The sequence below is a fragment of the Exiguobacterium sp. SH31 genome, assembly GCF_001816105.1.
Taxonomy (GTDB): Bacteria; Bacillota; Bacilli; order Exiguobacteriales; family Exiguobacteriaceae; genus Exiguobacterium; species Exiguobacterium aurantiacum_A.
In genome coordinates this window covers 1-19,062 of the sequence record NZ_LYTG01000088.1, presented here as the reverse complement: position 1 = coordinate 19,062, position 19,062 = coordinate 1, and the positions used below count along the sequence as shown (strand labels likewise).

Annotated in this window: 16 protein-coding genes; 4 read left to right on the top strand and 12 right to left on the bottom strand. The window is 51.5% G+C overall.

Going from position 1 to position 19,062, the window contains the following annotated elements:
* Positions 1-27 precede the first annotated feature (27 nt).
* The 3 genes from A6395_RS12115 to A6395_RS12105 form a co-directional block, all read right to left on the bottom strand.
* Positions 28-1,803 (bottom strand): SLC13 family permease, encoded by a 1,776-nt coding sequence (locus A6395_RS12115; protein WP_071399208.1) that lies wholly within the window; start codon positions 1,801-1,803, stop codon positions 28-30.
* Between the two features lie 130 nt (positions 1,804-1,933).
* Positions 1,934-2,305 carry a YlbF/YmcA family competence regulator gene (locus A6395_RS12110; protein ID WP_016510204.1) on the bottom strand — a complete coding sequence of 124 codons (372 nt, stop codon included), beginning with the start codon at positions 2,303-2,305 and terminating at the stop codon, positions 1,934-1,936.
* 37 nt (positions 2,306-2,342) lie between these two features.
* Positions 2,343-3,461, bottom strand: a complete 1,119-nt coding sequence (locus tag A6395_RS12105; protein WP_233589629.1) for a DUF445 domain-containing protein — start codon at positions 3,459-3,461, stop codon at positions 2,343-2,345.
* 48 nt (positions 3,462-3,509) lie between these two features.
* Between A6395_RS12105 and A6395_RS12100 the strand changes: the two genes are divergently transcribed.
* Positions 3,510-4,361 (top strand): PucR family transcriptional regulator, encoded by an 852-nt coding sequence (locus A6395_RS12100; protein WP_071399207.1) that lies wholly within the window; start codon positions 3,510-3,512, stop codon positions 4,359-4,361.
* Between the two features lie 104 nt (positions 4,362-4,465).
* A complete protein-coding gene (locus tag A6395_RS12095; RefSeq protein ID WP_070327880.1) occupies positions 4,466-5,566 on the top strand; it encodes an ABC transporter ATP-binding protein in 1,101 nt (366 codons plus the stop codon).
* 42 nt (positions 5,567-5,608) lie between these two features.
* On the opposite strand, the gene A6395_RS12090 is transcribed toward A6395_RS12095, so the two are convergent.
* From A6395_RS12090 to A6395_RS12080, 3 genes are all read right to left on the bottom strand, one after another.
* Positions 5,609-6,259: an amino acid ABC transporter permease gene (locus tag A6395_RS12090; protein ID WP_016510211.1), complete on the bottom strand. Its 651-nt coding sequence runs from the start codon at positions 6,257-6,259 to the stop codon at positions 5,609-5,611.
* Entirely contained in the window at positions 6,256-7,014 is a 759-nt protein-coding gene (locus tag A6395_RS12085) for a transporter substrate-binding domain-containing protein (RefSeq protein WP_071399206.1), read from the bottom strand. Before A6395_RS12085 ends, A6395_RS12090 begins: the two co-directional genes overlap by 4 nt.
* Before the next feature lie 126 nt (positions 7,015-7,140).
* On the bottom strand, positions 7,141-8,868 hold the full coding sequence (locus A6395_RS12080; RefSeq protein ID WP_071399205.1) for a phospho-sugar mutase: 1,728 nt from the start codon (positions 8,866-8,868) through the stop codon (positions 7,141-7,143).
* Positions 8,869-8,965: 97 nt separating this feature from the next.
* On the opposite strand from A6395_RS12080, the gene A6395_RS12075 reads away from it, so the two are divergent.
* Positions 8,966-9,784: a sulfurtransferase gene (locus A6395_RS12075; protein WP_233589630.1), complete on the top strand. Its 819-nt coding sequence runs from the start codon at positions 8,966-8,968 to the stop codon at positions 9,782-9,784.
* 13 nt (positions 9,785-9,797) lie between these two features.
* On the opposite strand, the gene A6395_RS12070 is transcribed toward A6395_RS12075, so the two are convergent.
* The 4 genes from A6395_RS12070 to A6395_RS12055 are packed head-to-tail and all read right to left on the bottom strand — an operon-like array spanning position 9,798 to position 15,987.
* Positions 9,798-12,230, bottom strand: coding sequence for a glycogen/starch/alpha-glucan phosphorylase (locus tag A6395_RS12070; RefSeq protein ID WP_071399203.1), 2,433 nt, complete (start codon positions 12,228-12,230; stop codon positions 9,798-9,800).
* A 22-nt stretch (positions 12,231-12,252) separates the two neighbouring features.
* Positions 12,253-13,686 (bottom strand): glycogen synthase GlgA, encoded by a 1,434-nt coding sequence (glgA, locus tag A6395_RS12065; protein WP_071399202.1) that lies wholly within the window; start codon positions 13,684-13,686, stop codon positions 12,253-12,255.
* Between the two features lie 11 nt (positions 13,687-13,697).
* Positions 13,698-14,798 (bottom strand): glucose-1-phosphate adenylyltransferase subunit GlgD, encoded by a 1,101-nt coding sequence (gene glgD, locus A6395_RS12060; RefSeq protein ID WP_131441613.1) that lies wholly within the window; start codon positions 14,796-14,798, stop codon positions 13,698-13,700.
* Between the two features lie 34 nt (positions 14,799-14,832).
* Positions 14,833-15,987 carry a glucose-1-phosphate adenylyltransferase gene (locus A6395_RS12055; protein WP_071399201.1) on the bottom strand — a complete coding sequence of 385 codons (1,155 nt, stop codon included), beginning with the start codon at positions 15,985-15,987 and terminating at the stop codon, positions 14,833-14,835.
* Positions 15,988-16,139: 152 nt separating this feature from the next.
* Here A6395_RS12055 and A6395_RS12050 point away from each other — a divergent pair, with 152 nt between their 5' ends.
* Positions 16,140-17,927, top strand: coding sequence for a transglycosylase domain-containing protein (locus tag A6395_RS12050; RefSeq protein WP_071399200.1), 1,788 nt, complete (start codon positions 16,140-16,142; stop codon positions 17,925-17,927).
* A 28-nt stretch (positions 17,928-17,955) separates the two neighbouring features.
* On the opposite strand, the gene A6395_RS12045 is transcribed toward A6395_RS12050, so the two are convergent.
* On the bottom strand, positions 17,956-18,852 hold the full coding sequence (locus A6395_RS12045; RefSeq protein WP_071399199.1) for a hypothetical protein: 897 nt from the start codon (positions 18,850-18,852) through the stop codon (positions 17,956-17,958).
* The coding region (locus tag A6395_RS12040; protein ID WP_173647395.1) for a DUF5366 family protein at positions 18,849-19,062 on the bottom strand (214 nt) is incomplete at its 5' end. The genes A6395_RS12045 and A6395_RS12040, both read right to left, overlap by 4 nt.

Sequence of the window (19,062 nt, the reverse complement as noted above, 5' to 3'; positions counted from 1 at the left end):
TTCGTCAACTAACAAAAATTTCCTCTTTCAGAATGGGAAGAGAGATAAAATCGAAAAAATCGCGACGACCGCGACAATCAATTGTAGCGGCAAACCAACTTTAACGAAATCGAAAAAGCGATAGCCGCCGATACTGAACACCATAGCGTTCGTCGGTGAGCCGAACGGCGTCATAAACGCGAGTGATGCCGCAACCGCGACGGCGACGACGAGCGGCACCGGACTGACTTCAAGTGACGCGGCGAGCGATAAGGCGAGCGGTGCGAACAAGACGGCCGTCGCCGTATTGGAGATGATTTGACTGAGCACCATCGTTGCGACGAAGATGGCGACAAGCACCCAGACCGGACCAGCACGTCCGAACGACTCACTGATCCATGTGACGAGCCAGGTCATGACACCCGCATTTTCAAGTGCGGTCCCGACTGGAATCATGGCGGCGATCAACAGGAGCGACGACCATTGGACCGACTCGTAGGCAACGTCCATATGCCGGACCGCTCCCGTCAGCACCATCGCGATGGCCGCGAGCCAAACGGCAACGGTCGGGTCGACCCATTCGAAGACGAGGAGCACGATCATGACGAGCATGATGAGACCGGCCGCGAGTTGATGGCGCTCGGACACAGCTCGGTTAGCGACATCGGTCACGCGCTCGTTCGCGAGCAACAAGTGTGTCTCGTCACCCGCTTTTTCTAAATCGCCCCACTCGCCTTGGGCCACGAGCATATCGCCTCGCTCTAACGGGACATCTTTCAACCGTGTCATCGCAATTTCTTCGTTCGGGCGGATGACTTGAAGCACGTTCAAGCGGTAGTCATTCCGCAACCGACTCTCCGAGAGACAGTGACCGATGAGCGGGCTATCAGACGGGACGGTGAAAATAGCGACGCCTGACTCTTTCCCGTAGACATCTTTCAGCTCCATCGGTTCAACGACCACCCCTTCTTGACGGGCGACGCGTCGAACATCCGCTTCTGCGCCGCTAACGAGGACACGTCCCTCATAGAGCACCGTATCGGCTCGGGCCGTGACGAGTCGATGCGCGAGCCCTTTTCGCTTTTCACCGAGGACGATCAAACCGTCACGTGACCACTTCACATCTCGGAGTGTTTTCCCGACGAGCGGATGACCTTTCGTGAGCGTGAGCGCGTAGATGTTCAACTCGGGCATCGGCAGACGGGCGACGACGACCGAACGAACCTCGCCCGCATCGAGCAACCGGTTCCCGATGACATAAAAGTAGAGCAGCCCGACGACGGCGGCGGCGAACCCGATTGGCAGTAGCGAGAAGAAACCGAGCGTTCCGACTGAGGCACTACGGAGCGCCTCGGCGGCGACAAGGTTCGGTGGGGTCCCGATGAGTGTCATCGTCCCGCCGATGCTTGAAAAGAACGCGAGCGGCATTAACAGTTTTGCCGGATTCGTACCCGTTTGTCTCGACATGGCGAGAACGACCGGGATCAAGAGCGCGACCGTCCCCGTGTTCGACATGAGACTCGATAGAAACGTCACGGTGACCATCAGAACGAGAAATAGACGCACCTCACTCCCTTTCGCATAAGGAATGAGCCCAGCGCCAAGCCGTTCGGCGAGCCCTGTATGAAACAGGCCCGCTCCGACGATGAATAGTCCGGCGATCATCAAGACGACCGGATTCGAGAAACCCGCCATCGCTTCGACAGGCGACAGTTGCTGTGTCAATACGAGCGCGACTAGCCCGACGAGTGCGACGAGATCGGCCCGCAACCAGCCCCCGATGAAAAAGATGATCATGACCGCTAATATGAACAAGGTGACCATGACGTCCACCCTCTCTTGTGAATTGATGTACAAGGTTATTATACCCCATAATATGTAAGCGCTATCATAATGAATTTGACAAGTCGGTCAACAAAAAAAACGGATGGCTCGAAAGCCATCCGCACAGGTGTTATTGAACTTCGTTTTCATTAACCATCGGAGCGTATAGCTCTTCAAGTGGTTTCATGATAATTTTTGTCACTTCTGTGACCAGTTGATGCATGCGTTGCTCTTCTTGCATGAGCTCCATGATCAATTCGTTCTGTTGAACGCTCATCATTTTCGTTTGAGCATCCATCATCTCTTGTTCTGAGATTTCTTCGCCTTGCATTTGCTTTTGCTGAAGCGTCATTTGGATATCACGGAAGTCAGCGAACAACTGGTTCGCTTCTGCATCCGCATTGACACGATCGTATAATGAAGAGAGATTTGTGAACTCCTCAGATTCGCGAAGTGCTTTTTCCAATTGGTTAGCATGATCGTACAAGTTTGTTTGTGACATGTGACGTCCTCCTAAATACTATTAGGGCCGTGGCCGATCAAACGATGGCAATCAACCCTTGAATCAAACCAATCATACCACCTAACAGCGCCCCAAGCCATGTTATTGCCCGGAACTCCCGTTTCGAGATCGATAAGACGATCTCCTCGAGGTACGACGTATCGAGCGATTGGACTTGCTCTTGCACGATTTGATCGATTTTCAGACGGTCCATCACCGTCTCCATTTGATTGGTGAACCGCTCGATGACGAGCTGAACCCCGTTCGGGACGAGATCGTCGACGATGCGCGTCTCGACGTCTCGTGTATACGAATAGACGGTCCGGTCGAGCAATTCGCCGATCGGGAGACGGGTGATGACTTCTGTCGTCACCCCATCGATCAATCGGTCTTCTAATCGCTCATCTAAGAGTGTGTCGACCGTACGCTCACTGAACCGTTCGAACTCGCGCGTGATCATCGTCGCCATTCCAGACCGAGTCGACCCGCCACGTAAAATGTTGACAATCTCCGGGCGAATCATCTCGACGAAGTTCATATTTTGAATGAACCCGGCGATAAACCCGAGCCGGCGTTGGACGAACGAGTCGACCATATACCGCAGCTGAGCCTCTCCTTCCGCCGAATAGAAATACTCTTCTGATTTGACGAGCATCGCATCGACGATTTCCGGGATCACGTCACGGACACGGTCCATCCCGTCCTCACCGAGCAGTTCGTACAGCTTGCGTGACTTGACGTCAGCAAGTACGAGCCGGAGCTCTTGACGGAGTTTCGTGTCCGCTTCCGTCAACACACGCGACTCGGCGTCCGGATAAAGCGGTTCGACTAGTGTACGGATCGTCTTGTCCGAACGGAGCATCGTCCGTACTTCCTCTTGGACGAAATAGGTGATGTGGCCGCTCACTTGTTCGTCGAGCAGGCGCTTCCGCATCCCTTCAGGCGTCAACAAGTGTTTCACGACCGTCTTGCCGAGACTCGTCGCCAATTCGTCGCGGCGTTTCGGAATCAACCCCGGTGTGAACGGTACTCGGACTTTTCCGATGTACTTTGGCTCGTGGGGCCGAAATAACATTTTGATGGCGAGGAAGTTCGTCACTCCCCCGATTGTCGCCCCAATGGCGATCATGATGAATATTTTTAGTAGACTATCCAAACTGCCTGCCCCCGTTCTGAAATATGATACATTGTTGAAGAGGTGATTGTGTTGACTACGTTTGATCGTATTAAATCGATTTTCCCGACCGTTGTCCATCGGTCGGAAGACGCATCCGGAGACTATGCTTGGTATCAAGCACATGACGGGACCGTGTTCGGCTTGCCAAAAAGCGAGTTGAACGAGCGTGAACGGCAACTGCTCGAATGGTCGGCGACACCGTTTTTGACGACCGCCGACCCCCGTCAAGAAAAATGGCAAAACCGCCTGCTCACCGATTCATATCGGATCGCGCAACCGTTCCGTCTGTTGTCGCTATCGCTCCACTATCAAGAGAGGGAATCGCTCGAGCAATTTTTAGAGATATTACACGACTTCATGCCAGAAGCGGAGATTGTCGTCATGACGCGACATCACGTTGAAATCATTGAGATGAACCAACTCGTCGACTTGTCTGATTTCGAGGATGTATTGCGTGCCGGCGCGAGCGACTGCTACGTCGAAGCGCACGTCATCTTTAGTGAGCGGCCGCTCGGTGTGTTGGGGACGCTTTACCATCAACACATGACGTTGCGCCCGTTCGCGAAACTCCCTACTAAAACTTACCCTGCTAGTCAATTATTATACCATTACTTGCTACAAGACCATGAGACTTTTGCCACACGTCTCCAATTGACCGAGGCGGCGTATTCGATACTCGATAAGACGAGCGTCGAATTGTTAGAGGCGCTGTTCGCAAACTCGCTGAACGTGTCCCATACGGCGAAGGCGCTGTTCATGCATCGGAACACGCTCAATTACCGGCTCGATCGGCTCTATGAACTGACAGGATATGACGCTCGTCAGTTTTATGATGCGAGTTTACTCCAACTGATTGTCACGTTGCACAAATCTGAGTAACTGTTTTTGTGCAACGTGTACATATCTCGTGCAAGCGGTTTCATCGTATAATCAATCTTGTAAGCGCTATTATACAAGAACACATTCTCAGGAGGCTAACGACAATGGCAGAAATTCAATTGAATCATATTGATAAAATATACGACGGTGGTGACGGGAAAGCCGTCAGCGACTTCAACTTGCACATTAAAGACCGGGAGTTCATCGTTTTCGTCGGACCGTCTGGTTGCGGTAAATCGACAACACTTCGCATGATCGCAGGACTCGAAGAAATCTCGAGCGGCGACTTCATCATCGACGGCAAACGCATGAACGACGTGGCGCCGAAAGACCGCGACATCGCGATGGTCTTCCAAAACTATGCCCTCTACCCGCACATGAGCGTCTATGACAACATGGCATTCGGTTTGAAGCTTCGGAAGTTCCCGAAAGAAGAGATCGACCGTCGCGTCCAAGATGCGGCTCGTATCCTCGGACTTGAAGAATACCTCCAACGTAAACCGAAGGCACTCTCAGGTGGTCAGCGCCAACGTGTCGCCATCGGTCGTGCCATCGTCCGTGATGCAAAAGTGTTCTTGATGGATGAGCCGCTCTCAAACTTGGATGCAAAACTTCGCGTACAAATGCGTAAAGAGATCATCCAGTTGCACAACCGTCTCGATACGACGACGATCTACGTTACCCATGACCAAACAGAAGCGATGACACTCGCGACTCGTATCGTCATCATGAAAGACGGGATCATCCAACAAGTTGGTTCACCGAAAGAAGTATACGACAACCCAGATAACATCTTCGTTGCCGGCTTCATCGGTTCGCCTTCGATGAACTTCTTCCGCGGAACACTCGCAGACGGCAAGTTCGTCGTGAACGGCGAAGAAATCAACGTGCCTGAAGGCAAGATGAAAGGTCTTCGCGACCGCGGTTACATCGGTAAAGAACTCATCCTCGGGATTCGTCCAGAATCGATCCACGATGAGCCGATCTACATCGACTCTCCGACGACACACACGTTCCAAACACACATCGATGTATCTGAACTCATGGGTGCCGAGTCTTACCTTTACGCCGAGCTCGGTGGACACCAGTTCACGGCCCGCATCGACGGCCGCTCGAACATCCGCATGGGTGACGACGTAGAACTCGCGCTCGACATGACGAAAGCACACTTCTTCGACTCTGAGACAGAGCTCGTCATCCGTTAATACAAAATCCCCTCGATTCTTGGAATCGAGGGGATTTTTCGTTTAGCGGGTCGCATAGCGACGTTCGAGCCGATGCTGCCCCGCTTGGATAAGTGTCGACAAGATCCAATAGATCGAGGCCGAGAACAAGAGGAGCGGCATGACCAAATAGGTCGTCGCTGCAATCTGGTCTGAGACGTACGTCAACTCCTGCACGGCGATGACCGACCCGAGCGACGTCGACTTGATGATATCAATCACCGAGTTCGACACCGGTGGGATGGCCCGTGATAACGCTTGTGGGAAGATAATGTCTTTAAAGCGCTTCGCCCGCGGAATCCCGAGGGCGACACTCGCCTCGACTTGTCCGCGATCGACCGAATTGATGGCTGCCCGGAACGCCTCCGAGATATAAGCCGCAAAGTGCAGACCCAATCCGAAGATGAGCGCCTGCATCCCACTCAATTGGACGAATCCGGTCAAGCCGACGTACAAGATGAGCAGTTGCAAGAGCAGTGGCGTGCCCCGGAAGAACGAGGTATACGTCCGAGTGAACAACCGCAACACTTTGATTGGACTGCTGTAAAGTAACGCGATGATCAGACCGAGCACCAAGGCGAGGATAATCGACAGGATACTGGCGATCAACGTCAATTGTACGGCTTCGATATAGGCCGAACGGTTCTCGATGACGGTCGTGATCAGTTCATTCATTGACTGATGTCCTCACCGAAGTACTTATCACCGATTTCAGCCATCGTTCCGTCTTCTTTCATTTCAGCAAGCGCCTCGTTCAACTGATCGAGCACGTCGCTGTCTTGGCGTGTCATGTAACCCGCCTCGCTCTTGTTGAAGACGTCACCGACCGCTTTCACGTCGTAGCCTGTCTTCTCGAGCTCCGTCAAGATGAAGAGACGGTCGTTGAGTGCTGCGTCGAGACGTCCGACTTGAAGGTCTTGCAGCACTTGGTTCGCGCCTTTATAGAACTTCACTTCAGCACCAGCTTCTTCAGCCATCTGGGCGTAAACCGATCCTTGTGTCGAACCGACAACTTTACCGTCAAGGTCGTCGATGCCTTGGATGTCTTCGTTATCTGAAGCGACGATGACTTGTGCACCTGATACCGCGTACGTATCCGAGAACGCATACTTCTCTTCACGCTCCGGTGTGATACTCATTTGGTTCGCGATCATATCGATGCGTTCCGCGTCGAGTGCCGGGACAAGTCCTTTGAAGTCCATCGGCTCATACTCGACCGTATAGCCGGCACGCTCTGCCGCTTCGTTCAACACGTCGATGTCATACCCTGTGATTTCACCTTTATCTTTGTATGTGAATGGCGGGTATGTCGCTTCCGTCCCGACTGTGATGACTGTTTCTTCAGATCCACTGTCCGTCTCTGTACCGCAAGCTGCGAGCACCCCGAACGATGCGCCGATTGCGAGAACTGCCGTTAATGATTTTTTCATGTGATTTCCGCCTTCCTGATAATCCTTATATGATTACATGGTTTTGAGCAATATACTCATCATACTGACGAGGTTAAAAGAAGTCAAACAAAAACCACCGCTCCCAGTTGAGCGGTGGTACACTAGTCAGTCGATTGCTTTTGCTTGCTTCATAACGTCTCGTTCAATCGCTTCACGTTTCGCCGTCGTCGTCTCGGCACTATCCGCGTGAACGCTGAAGTAGAACTTGATCTTCGGCTCTGTGCCAGACGGGCGGAGGCAGAACCACGACCCGTCCTCGAAGACGAATTTGAGCACGTTCGAAGATGGCAAGTCGATGTCATCGGTCGTATTTTGACGAAGGTCGGTCGCGACTTGCAGCTTGTAATCCTCGAAGCGGACGACTTCATAGCCGGCAACTTCTTGCGGCGGGTTGGCACGGAACGATTCCATCATCCGGCCGATCTGTTCAAGCCCGGCTTTCCCTTTCAACGTCATCGATTGAAGCGATTCCTCATAAAAGCCATACTTCTCATAAATCGCTTGGAGCGCGTCATACAACGTTCGTCCCTGCTCCTTATGGAAAGCTGCCATCTCGGCGCCGAGCACGCACGCCTGGACAGCGTCTTTATCACGGCAGAAGTCACCAATCAAATAGCCGTAGCTCTCTTCGTAGCCGAACAAGAACTCGTACTCGCCTGACTCCTCGTACTGTTTGATCTTCTCACCGATGAATTTAAAGCCGGTGAGCGTGTTTTCGAGATGCACGCCATACGCTTTAGCGATGGCCGCCCCGAGCTCGGACGTGACGATTGTTTTCGCGACGAATCCGTTCGCTGGCATCGTGCCGGTCTCGACTTTTTGCGATAGGATGTAGTCCATCAAGAGCGCTCCGGTCTGGTTCCCGGTCAAGACGAACCATTCCCCATCGCGGTCACGCACGGTGAAGCCGACGCGGTCAGCGTCCGGGTCGGTCGCCATGAGCAAATCGGCATCAACCCGGTCACCGTACTCCATCGCCAGCTTGAACGCCGCCCGCTCTTCCGGGTTCGGAGAACTGACCGTCGGGAAAGCGCCGTCAGGTTCGGCTTGCTCTTCGACGATCGTGACATGGTCAAACCCATACGCCTTGAGCCCTTCCATGACCGGTCGGCGACCCGTCCCGTGAAGTGGCGAGAAGACGATTTTGAGGGCGTCTGCTTGGACGTCCTTATGGATTCGAATCGATTGAAGAGCTTCCATGTAAGCCGCATCGACAGACGCATCGACGTTGACGAGCGTCCCGTCGGCGCGGAGCGTTGCTTCGTCTTGGACCGGGATGCTTAACTCGTCCTCGATCGCGTTGACGTAAGACACGAGCTCGTCCGCCTCGGCCGGCGGTAATTGCCCGCCGTCGGCGCCATACACTTTGAAGCCGTTATATTCAGGCGGGTTATGACTCGCCGTGATGACGACTCCTCCAAACGCGCCTAGGTGTCTGACGGCGAATGACAGTTCTGGCGTTGCCCGTAAGCTCGGGAACAAGTAAGTCTTGATCCCGTTCGATGCAAACGTCCGTGCCGACTCGAGCGCGAATTCAGGTGAATAGTGACGTGGATCATGGGCGATGACGACTCCGTGCCGTTTCGCTTCCTCGCCTGACGCCGAAATAAAGTCGGCAAATCCTTGCGCCGCTTTACGAATCGTATAGACGTTCATTCGATTGGCACCTGGTCCGATTTCACCGCGCATACCACCCGTCCCGAATTCAAGCGTCTTATAAAACGCCTCCTCGAGTGTCGTCTCGTTTTGTGACATCTCGTCTAATTCGGTCCGAAGATAAGGTTCAAGTTCCTCATATTGATTCCAACGCTCATATGTTTGTTGCCATGCCATGGTCAATTCCCCTTTCGACGTTCAAATTCAATCGAAGTACTCGCCAATTTGTTCCATCTTGTATACGATGGGAGTAACGAAACTTCGAGGTGATACTATGTTTCCAACTATGCGTGCCCAAGAATTGAAACAAATCGTCCATACGGACTCAATCCGATTTATTGATTGCCGCTATTCATTGAACGACGCTTCATACGGAAAATACGTTTATCGTCAAGGACATCTCCCGAATGCCGTCCATCTCGACTTGATGGAAGACTTGTCAGGCCCTGTGTCCGTTCACGGCGGACGTCACCCGCTCCCGTCAAAAGAAGCGTGGACGGAAACGCTCCGACGCATCGGTATCCAAAAAGACGACTTGATCATTATTTACGACGACGGTTTCCCATACGCCGCACGCGCTTGGTGGTTATTCAAGTGGGCCGGCCATGAGCGCGTCATCGTGCTCGAAGGTGGAATCCAGGCCGGCATCACTTACTGTGGTGAGACAACGACCGAGATTTCGACGTATCCTGCTTCGACATACGTCCCTGATTTCAACGACGATATGATCGCCACAATCGAAGACGTGCGCGCCGCAACGACAACAGGTGGCCTGTATGACTCAAGGACGGCCGACCGTTACGACGGAAGCCACGAACCGATCGATAAAAAAGCCGGGCATATCCCGAACGCCCTGCTTTGCCCATACGTAGACGCCGTCACGGAGCTCGGGACGCTTCAAGACTTTCACGATTTGCGCGAACTTTACGCCAACGTGCTCGATGTCCCGAACCCAATCTTTTATTGCGGCAGCGGTGTCACCGCCTGCGTGAACATTTTGGCATTACATGCGCTCGGTAAAGACGATGTCCGTCTCTATCCCGGCTCATACTCTGACTGGATCAGTTATCCAGAAAATAAGGTCCACCCATAACGGGTGGATTTTTTTATTTCACACTCGTCGGCTTGATGTTCCAAACCGCGTTCGCATATTCCGTGATTGTGCGATCGCTCGAGAAAATACCAGACTTGGCCGTATTGACGATTGAACTTTCCGCCCAACGCGCCTTATCTGCGAACACTTCATCGACGCGTCGCTGTGCCTGCATATAGGACATAAAGTCTTTCAAGACGAGGAAATCATCGTTATAGACGAGAAGCGAATCAAAGATCGCTTGGAACTGATATTCTCCGACTTTATCGAACGTCCCATTGACGAGACCGTCGACGACGTTACGTACTTCGGTGTTGGCATGATAAATATCGGCCGCATGATACCCGCCGAATTTTTTATAGTTCATGACTTCTTGCGGCGTCAATCCGAAAATGAAGATATGGTCGTCACCGACCGCATCGCGAATCTCGATGTTCGCCCCGTCAAGCGTACCGATTGTGAGCGCTCCGTTCATCATGAACTTCATGTTTCCGGTTCCTGACGCCTCGTAGCTCGCCGTCGAAATCTGTTCACTAACATCCGAGCCCGGGAAGATCCGTTCTGCCATCGAGACGCGGTAGTTCTCAAGGAACACGATCTTGATGAACTGACTCGCCCGTTTATCGTTGTTAATCATCGACGCGAGGGCATTGATGTAGCGAATGACTTCTTTCGCGTAATAATAACCTGGCGCCGCTTTCGCTCCGAAGATGAACGTCCGTGGAACCATCGTGAACGTCGGGTCTGTTTGAATCTTTTGATAGAGCGCGTGAATATGCATCGCGTTCATGAGCTGACGCTTATACGCATGCAGACGTTTGACTTGAACATCGAAAATCGAGTTCGGGTCGACACTGATCCCCGTCTCATCTTGAATGTAAGCCGCTAAGTCGAGTTTATTTTGTTGTTTCACTTCCATCACTTGCTCCTGGAAGCTCGTATCTTTCGAGACGTCCATCAACTTCTCAAGATCGTTCGGGTGCTCGATCCATGACGGACCGATTGCGTCCGTGATCAAGTTCGACAGCCGCGGGTTTGATTTCAAGAGCCAACGTCGATGCGTGATGCCGTTCGTCTTGTTATTGAAACGAAGCGGGAACATTTCGTACAAGTGGCGCATCTCGCGTTGTTTTAAAATATCTGTATGAATACGGGCGACCCCGTTCGTCGAATGTGATCCGACGACGGCAAGGTTTGCCATATTAATGTAATTGTTCGAGACGATTGCAATCTCACCCATATGCGGTTCAAGGTGTGGATAATTGACGAGCACGTCTTTACAGAACCGGGTATTAATCTCATTAATGATTTGATAGATTCGTGGTAATAGACGCTCGTACATCTCGACCGGCCACTTTTCAAGCGCCTCGGCGAGAAGTGTATGGTTTGTGAACGACATGACACTCTTCGTCACGCGCCACGCCTCATCCCAGCTATACCCGTGATCATCCATCAAAATCCGCATCAGTTCAGGGATCGCGACGACCGGGTGGGTATCGTTAATGTGGACTGCGTAGTAGTCACCTAAATGTTTGAGTGATTTGTTGTGTCGCAAGTAAGACGCAATCATCGATTGGACACCCGCTGACACGAAGAAGTACTGTTGTTTCAAACGGAGCACTTTACCTTCATACGTCGTGTCATCCGGATAGAGGAACTCTGAAATTGTCGCAATCGACTGTTTGTGTTTCAACAAGTCTTTGTACGACCCTTTCGTGCGTTCCATATACTCTTCGTCATCAAATGGCGACTCCGCGTTCCAAAGCCGGAGCGTGTTCACGACGTCGTTCTTGTAACCGATGACCGGCATATCGTATGGAACGGCGCGGACGACTTCGTCTGGGTGATGAACGACACGGAGACGGTCTCCGATCTGCTTCATCTCGATCCAGCCCCCAAAATTAACGTCAACGGCACGATCGGCGCGACGCGTCTCCCACATATTCCCATTACGGAGCCAGTTATCCGGCAACTCGACTTGATAGCCATCGACGATTTTTTGTTTGAACAAACCATAACGATAACGAATCCCGTTACCGTGACCGGGCAGACTGAGCGCGGCAAGTGAATCGAGGAAACAAGCGGCTAGACGGCCGAGGCCGCCGTTACCGAGTCCAGGTTCCGGCTCGAACTCCGTGATTTCCGTGAAATCAAAACCGAGTTCTTCAAGCCCTTCTTGGACAACTTCTAAAACGTCCATACTGAGTAAGTTGTTATAGAGGAAACGGCCTAACAAAAACTCGAGCGAGAAATAAATGACTTGCTTGCTCTGTTTGGCTTCTTGCTTGTCGCGTGTGTTGATCCATTTCGGAATCGCTTGTTCACGCACCATCGTTGCCAACGTTTGATACACTTCCTGCTCGGTCCCTTCATCGAACGATTTCCCATTTAAGGCGACGAATCTTTCTTGAAACGAAGTGACGAAGCTCTGTTTATCTGTAAACATATATGTGTAAATCTCCTTCCAGTCATGCGAATAGGTGATATAACTCACGGTATTGCTTAGCGGATTGTTTCCAGCTGAAGTCCGAAGTCATCGCTTGATGGACGAGCGCATTCCAAGTGTTATCCTCGTAGAAAACACGAATTGATTTTTCAATCGTCGCGAGCATCTCGTGAGCGTTGTAGTTCAAGAAACCGAATCCAGTCCCTTCTTGCGTGTAATCATTGTAAGGTTTGACCGTGTCTCGAAGTCCGCCTGTCTCACGAACGATCGGAAGTGTTCCATAGCGCATCGAAATCAATTGGCTAAGGCCGCACGGTTCGAATCGAGATGGCATCAAGAAGGCGTCTGATCCCGCATAAATCAAGTGGGCCAGTTCGATATCGAACCCAATGTAAGAACCGATTTTCCCAGGGTGGGCTGCCGTCATCTCATGGACAATCGCCTCATATTCAGGTTGACCCGATCCAAGGAAGACGAACTGACAGTCCAAATTCCCCAACTCATGGTTCACCGCATGAATCAAATCGAGACCTTTTTGCTCGACGAGACGACTCACAAATCCGATCAACATGATATCATCACGCACTTCGAGACCGTACCGTTCTTGAAGCATGCGTTTGTTGGCAAGCTTTCCTTCTTTGAAAGTGTCGAGATCATACGTTTGTGCGATTCGTTTGTCCGTGCTCGGGTCGTTCGTCGCCAAATCGAGACCGTTCAAGATGCCGCGGACGTCGACGGCACGGTGGCGTAGTGCCGCATCTAAACCTTCGCCGTAGTAAGGTTCCATGATCTCATCGCGATAAGACGGACTCACCGTCGTGATTTGGTCGGAATGGACGATGCCGGCCTTCATGTAATTGACGAGGCCGTTATGTTGGATGCCATCTGCCGTGAAATGCTCGTGCCCAAACTGCAGCAGTTCACCGAGCACAGCTTCTGGGAAAATCCCTTGGTATTGCAGGTTATGGATAGTAAAGACCGTTCGAATCTTTTGGTACGCTTCGATGTGTTGATAATGGATTCGTAGAAACGCCGGAACGACACCCGTCTGCCAATCGTGGCAGTGCAACACGTCCGGCACTTCTTCAATCTGTCCGATCATCTCAAGGACGGCCCGGGAGAAAAAGGCGAATCGTTCTGCATCATCGTAATGACCGTAGAGCACGCCTTCGCGATTAAAATAGTACTCGTTATCGATAAAGTAATACGTGATCCCGTCGCGCTCTAACTTCAAGACGGCCCCGAACTGCTTACGCCAGCCGACCGGGACGATCAAATCGAATAAATATTCCATCTCATCGACATATTCTTGCGCAATCGAGCCGTACTTCGGCATTACGACACTGACATCTTCACCGAGGCTAGACACCGCTTGAGGGAGCGAGCCAATCACATCGGCAAGCCCCCCCGTTTTCATGAACGGTGCCGCTTCTGAAGCGACATACCATATTTTCATAATATCCTCCTTTAAACCGTTGTCCGTTTTCTGATGACGATCGGTTCATCGACCGTTCCACGAATGACCTGTCCACGTTTCACGACCACTTCTTTGTCTAAAATGGCGTTCTCGACGACAGCTCCTTCTTCGATGATCGACTTGGATAAAATGATTGAATTTTTGACGCGCGCATGTTCACTGATGACCACACCTCGGAACAAAATACTATTTTGAACTTCTCCACTGATTTTACATCCATTGGCGACTAGCGCTTCATTCACTTTCGACCCTTTCAAGTAGCGAGTCGGCGGCTCATGTTTGATCTTCGTGTAAATATGAGGGAAGTCGTAGATGATTCCTTCTTGGCGAAGTAAGCGCATACTTTCATTATAGTACGAAAGCACCGAATGAATCACCTGCATTTTACCCGTATAGTGATATCCATGAACGTGGAGACGGTGGAGCTGGGGAAGAATAACTCCATCTAACAAGTCATACTCCCCTTTTGACGTCGCTTCATCGACGAGGCGAAGGAATAAGTTTTTCGACATGACGATTGTTTCCGTATATGCATGCTCATCGTCCGGACTAAAGCCGCGCTCCCCGATTCCGACGACACGGTCATTCTCCCCGAGTCGAATCGGACGACAGTAGCCGCATTTTTGTTCATGCTCCGTATAGGCGAGCGTGATGTCCGCCCCCATCGATTTATGATGTTCGAGCATGTTTTGATAATCGATTGTCGTCAACACGTTCGAGCCGGTGATGACAACGTAGGCTTGTTTGCTACGCACGAAGTGTTCCCTGTGCATCGAGAAGTTCGCTAAATCTCCGAGATAGGCTTCGCCATCCGGTTTAAGCGCCGGCGGGAAGATATGCAATCCGCCTTGTGAGCGGTCAAGATCCCACTCTTTTCCTGATCCCACATGGTCCATTAAAGAACGATACTTATCAAGTGTAAAAATTCCAACTTGATCGATACCTTGGGTAATCATATTCGTCAATGTAAAGTCGATGAGACGATAACGCCCCGAGAACGGGACAGCTGCTAAGTTGCGATGTCCCGTTAACTCCGGGAATAACCCCTCTTCGGTACCTAAGTTGATGATTCCTAACAAATCATTCGTCAACAATAACGCCTCCTTGCGTCGGTCTATTTTATAATCAAGCACGTTGCTTGAAGACTGTTCCACTTTCGATATTTTCATGCGGCTCGATGACAACGATGTCGCCCCCCGGCTCACCAACTGTCGCGCCATCTTCAATGACGGCACAGCTGGCAACAATGGCTCGATGAATTGTAACGTCTTTCCCGATGCGGGCCCCTGGCATGATGACGGAGTCTTTCACGAGCGACCCTTCGCCGACACGCACGTCATAGAACAAGACCGAATGTTGGACTTCTCCTTCGATCCGGCACCCTTCATTGATGACCGACTGCTCGACACAAGCATCTTTTCCGATGAATTGCGGCGTTTGGTTCGGGTTGACCGAGTAAATTTTAAAGTCTGGGTCATATAAATCGAACGGTGGATCTTCTTCGAGTAGGTCCATGTTCGCTTCCCATAGCGACTGGATCGTACCGACGTCTTTCCAGTAGCCTTTGAATTTATAGGCAAAGACATTCAATCCGTCGAGGAGCGTGTTTGGAATGATGTTCTTCCCGAAGTCAAAGCTTGACGTCTCGTCTTCTGCGTCTTGAATTAAGTGTTCCCGCAACACTTTCCAGTTGAAGATATAGATCCCCATCGACGCCAAGTTGCTCTTCGGCTTCTCAGGTTTCTCATCGAATTCTTGGATCCGTAAATCATCGCCCGTATTCAAGATGCCGAAACGCGGTGCTTCATCCCATGGTACGGCCATGACTGAAATCGTCACATCGGCTTGTTTTTCTTTATGGAAATCGAGCATTTTCTCGTAATCCATTTTGTAAATGTGGTCTCCCGACAAGATCAACACGTACTCCGGATCGTAGGCATCGATATAACTTAAGTTCCGATAAATCGCATTCGCAGTACCTTCGTACCAGTTTTTCCCCGACTGAGCTTGGTATGGCGGCAGGATAGCTAATCCGCCATTGCGGCGATCCAAATCCCAGGCAGACCCGATGCCGAGGTAACGGTTTAATTCTAACGGCTCATATTGTGTCAACACACCGACTGTCGTGATTCCCGAATTCGTACAGTTCGATAGTGGGAAATCGATAATCCGGTACTTCCCTCCAAAGTTGACGGCAGGTTTCGCCGTCTTCCGTGTGAGAGGCCCAAGTCTCTTGCCTTCCCCGCCAGCGAGGAGCATCGCAACCATTTCTTGCTTCATAGTACTGCCTCCTAAATTCATAATATAATCCTCTATTACCCTTTTTCGCTGTTTCCTAATGTATTCCTGCTTAAATTATTATATGATAGCGTTTACATTTTGAATTTTATCGAAAGATTGACGATATAATGAATAGAGAAAGAGGTGAGACGATGAGAGCATGGCTCGGGGTTGTGTTTATTGCTGGATTGGTTGCCGTCGGCTTCACAGTCAGCGGAGCTTTAAAAGAAGAGATTGACCAAGCGAAAACGATTGTCGCGTGGGGCGAGGAGGCCGTCCGCTCCGCTCCGCTCTCATCGAAACATGCTGTCATGCTGACTTATAAAGGAGGGACGGAACAGTTGTATTTGAACGGTCGCCGCAACGATGTCTCCGTCGATGGGCTTCCGAATCACATCCGTGAAGCAATCATCGTCATTGAGGATCGGAAGTTCAACGCCCATCCCGGCTATGACCTCGGAGGGATTGCCCGAGCGTTCATCAACAACGCGAACGAATCGTCGGTCCAAGGCGGGAGCACGATTACCCAACAACTGGCCCGGAATGAATATTTAACGCACGAACGGACGTATGAGCGCAAAGTAAAGGAATTAATGATCGCGCGAGCGCTTGAAAAAAATTATAGTAAAAAAGAAATTATGACCGCTTACAGTAATGTTATTTTCTTCGGTCATAACATCTATGGTATCCAGTCGGCAGCCGATACGTACTTTTCCCGTCCACTAGACGATTTAAATTGGAACCAGATTTCTTTCTTGCTGACTGTACCGAACAATCCGTCCCTTTACGATCCGCTTGACCCATCTCCTGCCTTTTACGAGCGTAAAGATCGCATCCTAACGCAATTGAGAGATGCGGGTGTCCTATCGAAGCAAGCATATGATGCGTTTCACGGCGTCAAACTCAAGGCCTCTTATCGCAGCCACAAAGTCCGCTATCCAGACTATATGGACACGGTCATGAAAGACGCGGTCCGCCTCGTCCGTACACGTTATGACCTCGATGAAGAGGCGGCCAAAAACTACTTGGCGAGCAATAAAGCGACAGTCGAAACGTATTTGTCCGTCGAACGTCAAAACCAAGCGAAACAAGTGATGAGCCGCTTACCGAACGGCTTGAACGGCGGCTATGCCGAATTGACGCCGAACGGGCGCATCGTCGCCCTCGTCGATTCTGAGATGAAGCAGAGTGGTGAATTCAACCGGGCCACCCAAGCGTACCGGCAGCCGGGCTCGGCTATAAAACCTGTCCTTGTGTTTGCGCCTTACATCGAAGAGACCGGAGCGAAGCTCGATACGGTGCTTGACGGACGACCTGTCTGTTACGGGACGTATTGCCCGACGAACAGTGGCAACCGTGTCCTGGGCGACGTCACGCTCCAAGATACGGTCGCTTACTCGTATAACACCCCGGCACTCGCCGCATTCACGGCGATCGACCAAGAGCGAGCGTACGAGACGGCCGACATGATGTTCAGTCAGTGGGATCCCGACAAAGACAGCAATCTCGCGAGCGCGCTCGGCGGTCTGACACAAGGAGTATCTCCGAAGGAACTCGCTGCCGCGTATACGCCTTTTCTCAATAAAGGTGTGTACGTATCTGGTCAGACGATTAAAGAAATCCGCTTTGCTTCGGGTGCCCCGACAATCAGCCCGGGCATGATGAAACAAGCCGTCTGGTCGGACGAGACGGCCTCGGCGATGCAAGAAGCGTTATCTGCCGTCACAACGTACGGAACGGGACGTTACGCCGGCCAGATCAAGCGCCCTTACGTCGGAGGCAAGACCGGCACGACCAACTCGCATAAGGACATGTGGTATGTCGGCTTGACCGATCAAACGATCACGGCGATCTGGCTCGGTGCCGACACGCCGCGTCCGTTCCCGGAGCTTGCCAACCGGGCGTACCCGGCCATCATTTGGACAGAAGCGCACCGTTAAAAAACAACAAGGCTAGAGGACGCATCCTCTAGCCTTGTTTCGTCTGTCTGTATATTTTGACGGTAAATGCGCTCCAAGCTACGCGTAGTTCGGTTTCGTCAATCACTTTCCACGGATTAAACATCGTCTGGCCGTTCTTGTTGAAGAACAGCTCATCGTCTATACGATACGTCGCGTGCTGCAAACGTCCGGCGTCGTCCCAAAAAGTGAGAACGTCCCCTGCCTCAGCTGCCGCATCGACTTGAGTATAAGACGCATGAGCCAGTGTCTGTAGAAACGTCTTCGGATGGACCCATTGCGTGATCAACCAGTCTTCCCCCGTCACAGCAAACAGTGTTGCCGCTAAGCAGTTGCTCCCCGCCACCGTCGAGAACATGTTGGCGTATCTCTTCAAATGACTTGGTGCTTCAAGTGGTAAATCATGTGCGTCCCATACATCCCATTCTTTCGCGTAGTTCAGCACTAGCTGACGGCGCTCGAAGTTCGTCATCAGCGCCCATACATTTTGTTGCAAGACGAGGTATCTCGCCCCGTCCACGTTGATGATATAAGGCATCCACTCTCGTCTGGATTCGTCGTTCGTTAACCGAAAGACAAGACCTCGGCCGACCGTGGCCTGAAATGTGAGCACATCGCTTCTCAACGCGTCCGGTAACGATGCTATCCACCCCCTAGGCGCATGGACGACGTGCGTCGCGACCGGATCGACCGTCCAGTATGTATAGCTGTTGGCGACGCTAATATCCCGATATGTCGGATGCTGACTGAACTCTTCTCTTGGTATGAGCAACATGCCTGGAGAATGGTCGAGCCGCGATAGTAGCCGCTCATCGATAAAGTACAAATCATGAGCAGGCATAAACGACTTGATCCATTCGCTGATCACAGCTTCTGAAGCGGCTAGTTTTATGTGAGGGCCGTTCATAAGATGATATCCCCGACCGAGTTAAACAGCCTGAGGAGCGCCCAGACGAGCCCACTTAAAAGAATCGCCCACATCATCGCTTGAATCAACAAGAGCCCGATTGCACGAAGTGTCGACATCAACTGACTGACTTGCCAAATATAGTAGAATAAATAGACGACAAACGTGCCAAGCAAGACCGCAACCGCTGCCGGCAGTGAAGTCAAAAAC

Coding starts and splice junctions, on each gene's coding strand:
- A6395_RS12115 (WP_071399208.1), bottom strand. CDS start 1,803: ATGGTCACCTTGTTCATATTAGCGGTCATGATCATCTTTTTCATCGGG.
- A6395_RS12110 (WP_016510204.1), bottom strand. CDS start 2,305: ATGTCACAAACAAACTTGTACGATCATGCTAACCAATTGGAAAAAGCA.
- A6395_RS12095 (WP_070327880.1), top strand. CDS start 4,466: ATGGCAGAAATTCAATTGAATCATATTGATAAAATATACGACGGTGGT.
- A6395_RS12090 (WP_016510211.1), bottom strand. CDS start 6,259: ATGAATGAACTGATCACGACCGTCATCGAGAACCGTTCGGCCTATATC.
- A6395_RS12085 (WP_071399206.1), bottom strand. CDS start 7,014: ATGAAAAAATCATTAACGGCAGTTCTCGCAATCGGCGCATCGTTCGGG.
- A6395_RS12080 (WP_071399205.1), bottom strand. CDS start 8,868: ATGGCATGGCAACAAACATATGAGCGTTGGAATCAATATGAGGAACTT.
- A6395_RS12075 (WP_233589630.1), top strand. CDS start 8,966: ATGTTTCCAACTATGCGTGCCCAAGAATTGAAACAAATCGTCCATACG.
- A6395_RS12070 (WP_071399203.1), bottom strand. CDS start 12,230: ATGTTTACAGATAAACAGAGCTTCGTCACTTCGTTTCAAGAAAGATTC.
- glgA (WP_071399202.1), bottom strand. CDS start 13,686: ATGAAAATATGGTATGTCGCTTCAGAAGCGGCACCGTTCATGAAAACG.
- A6395_RS12055 (WP_071399201.1), bottom strand. CDS start 15,987: ATGAAGCAAGAAATGGTTGCGATGCTCCTCGCTGGCGGGGAAGGCAAG.
- A6395_RS12050 (WP_071399200.1), top strand. CDS start 16,140: ATGAGAGCATGGCTCGGGGTTGTGTTTATTGCTGGATTGGTTGCCGTC.
- A6395_RS12045 (WP_071399199.1), bottom strand. CDS start 18,852: ATGAACGGCCCTCACATAAAACTAGCCGCTTCAGAAGCTGTGATCAGC.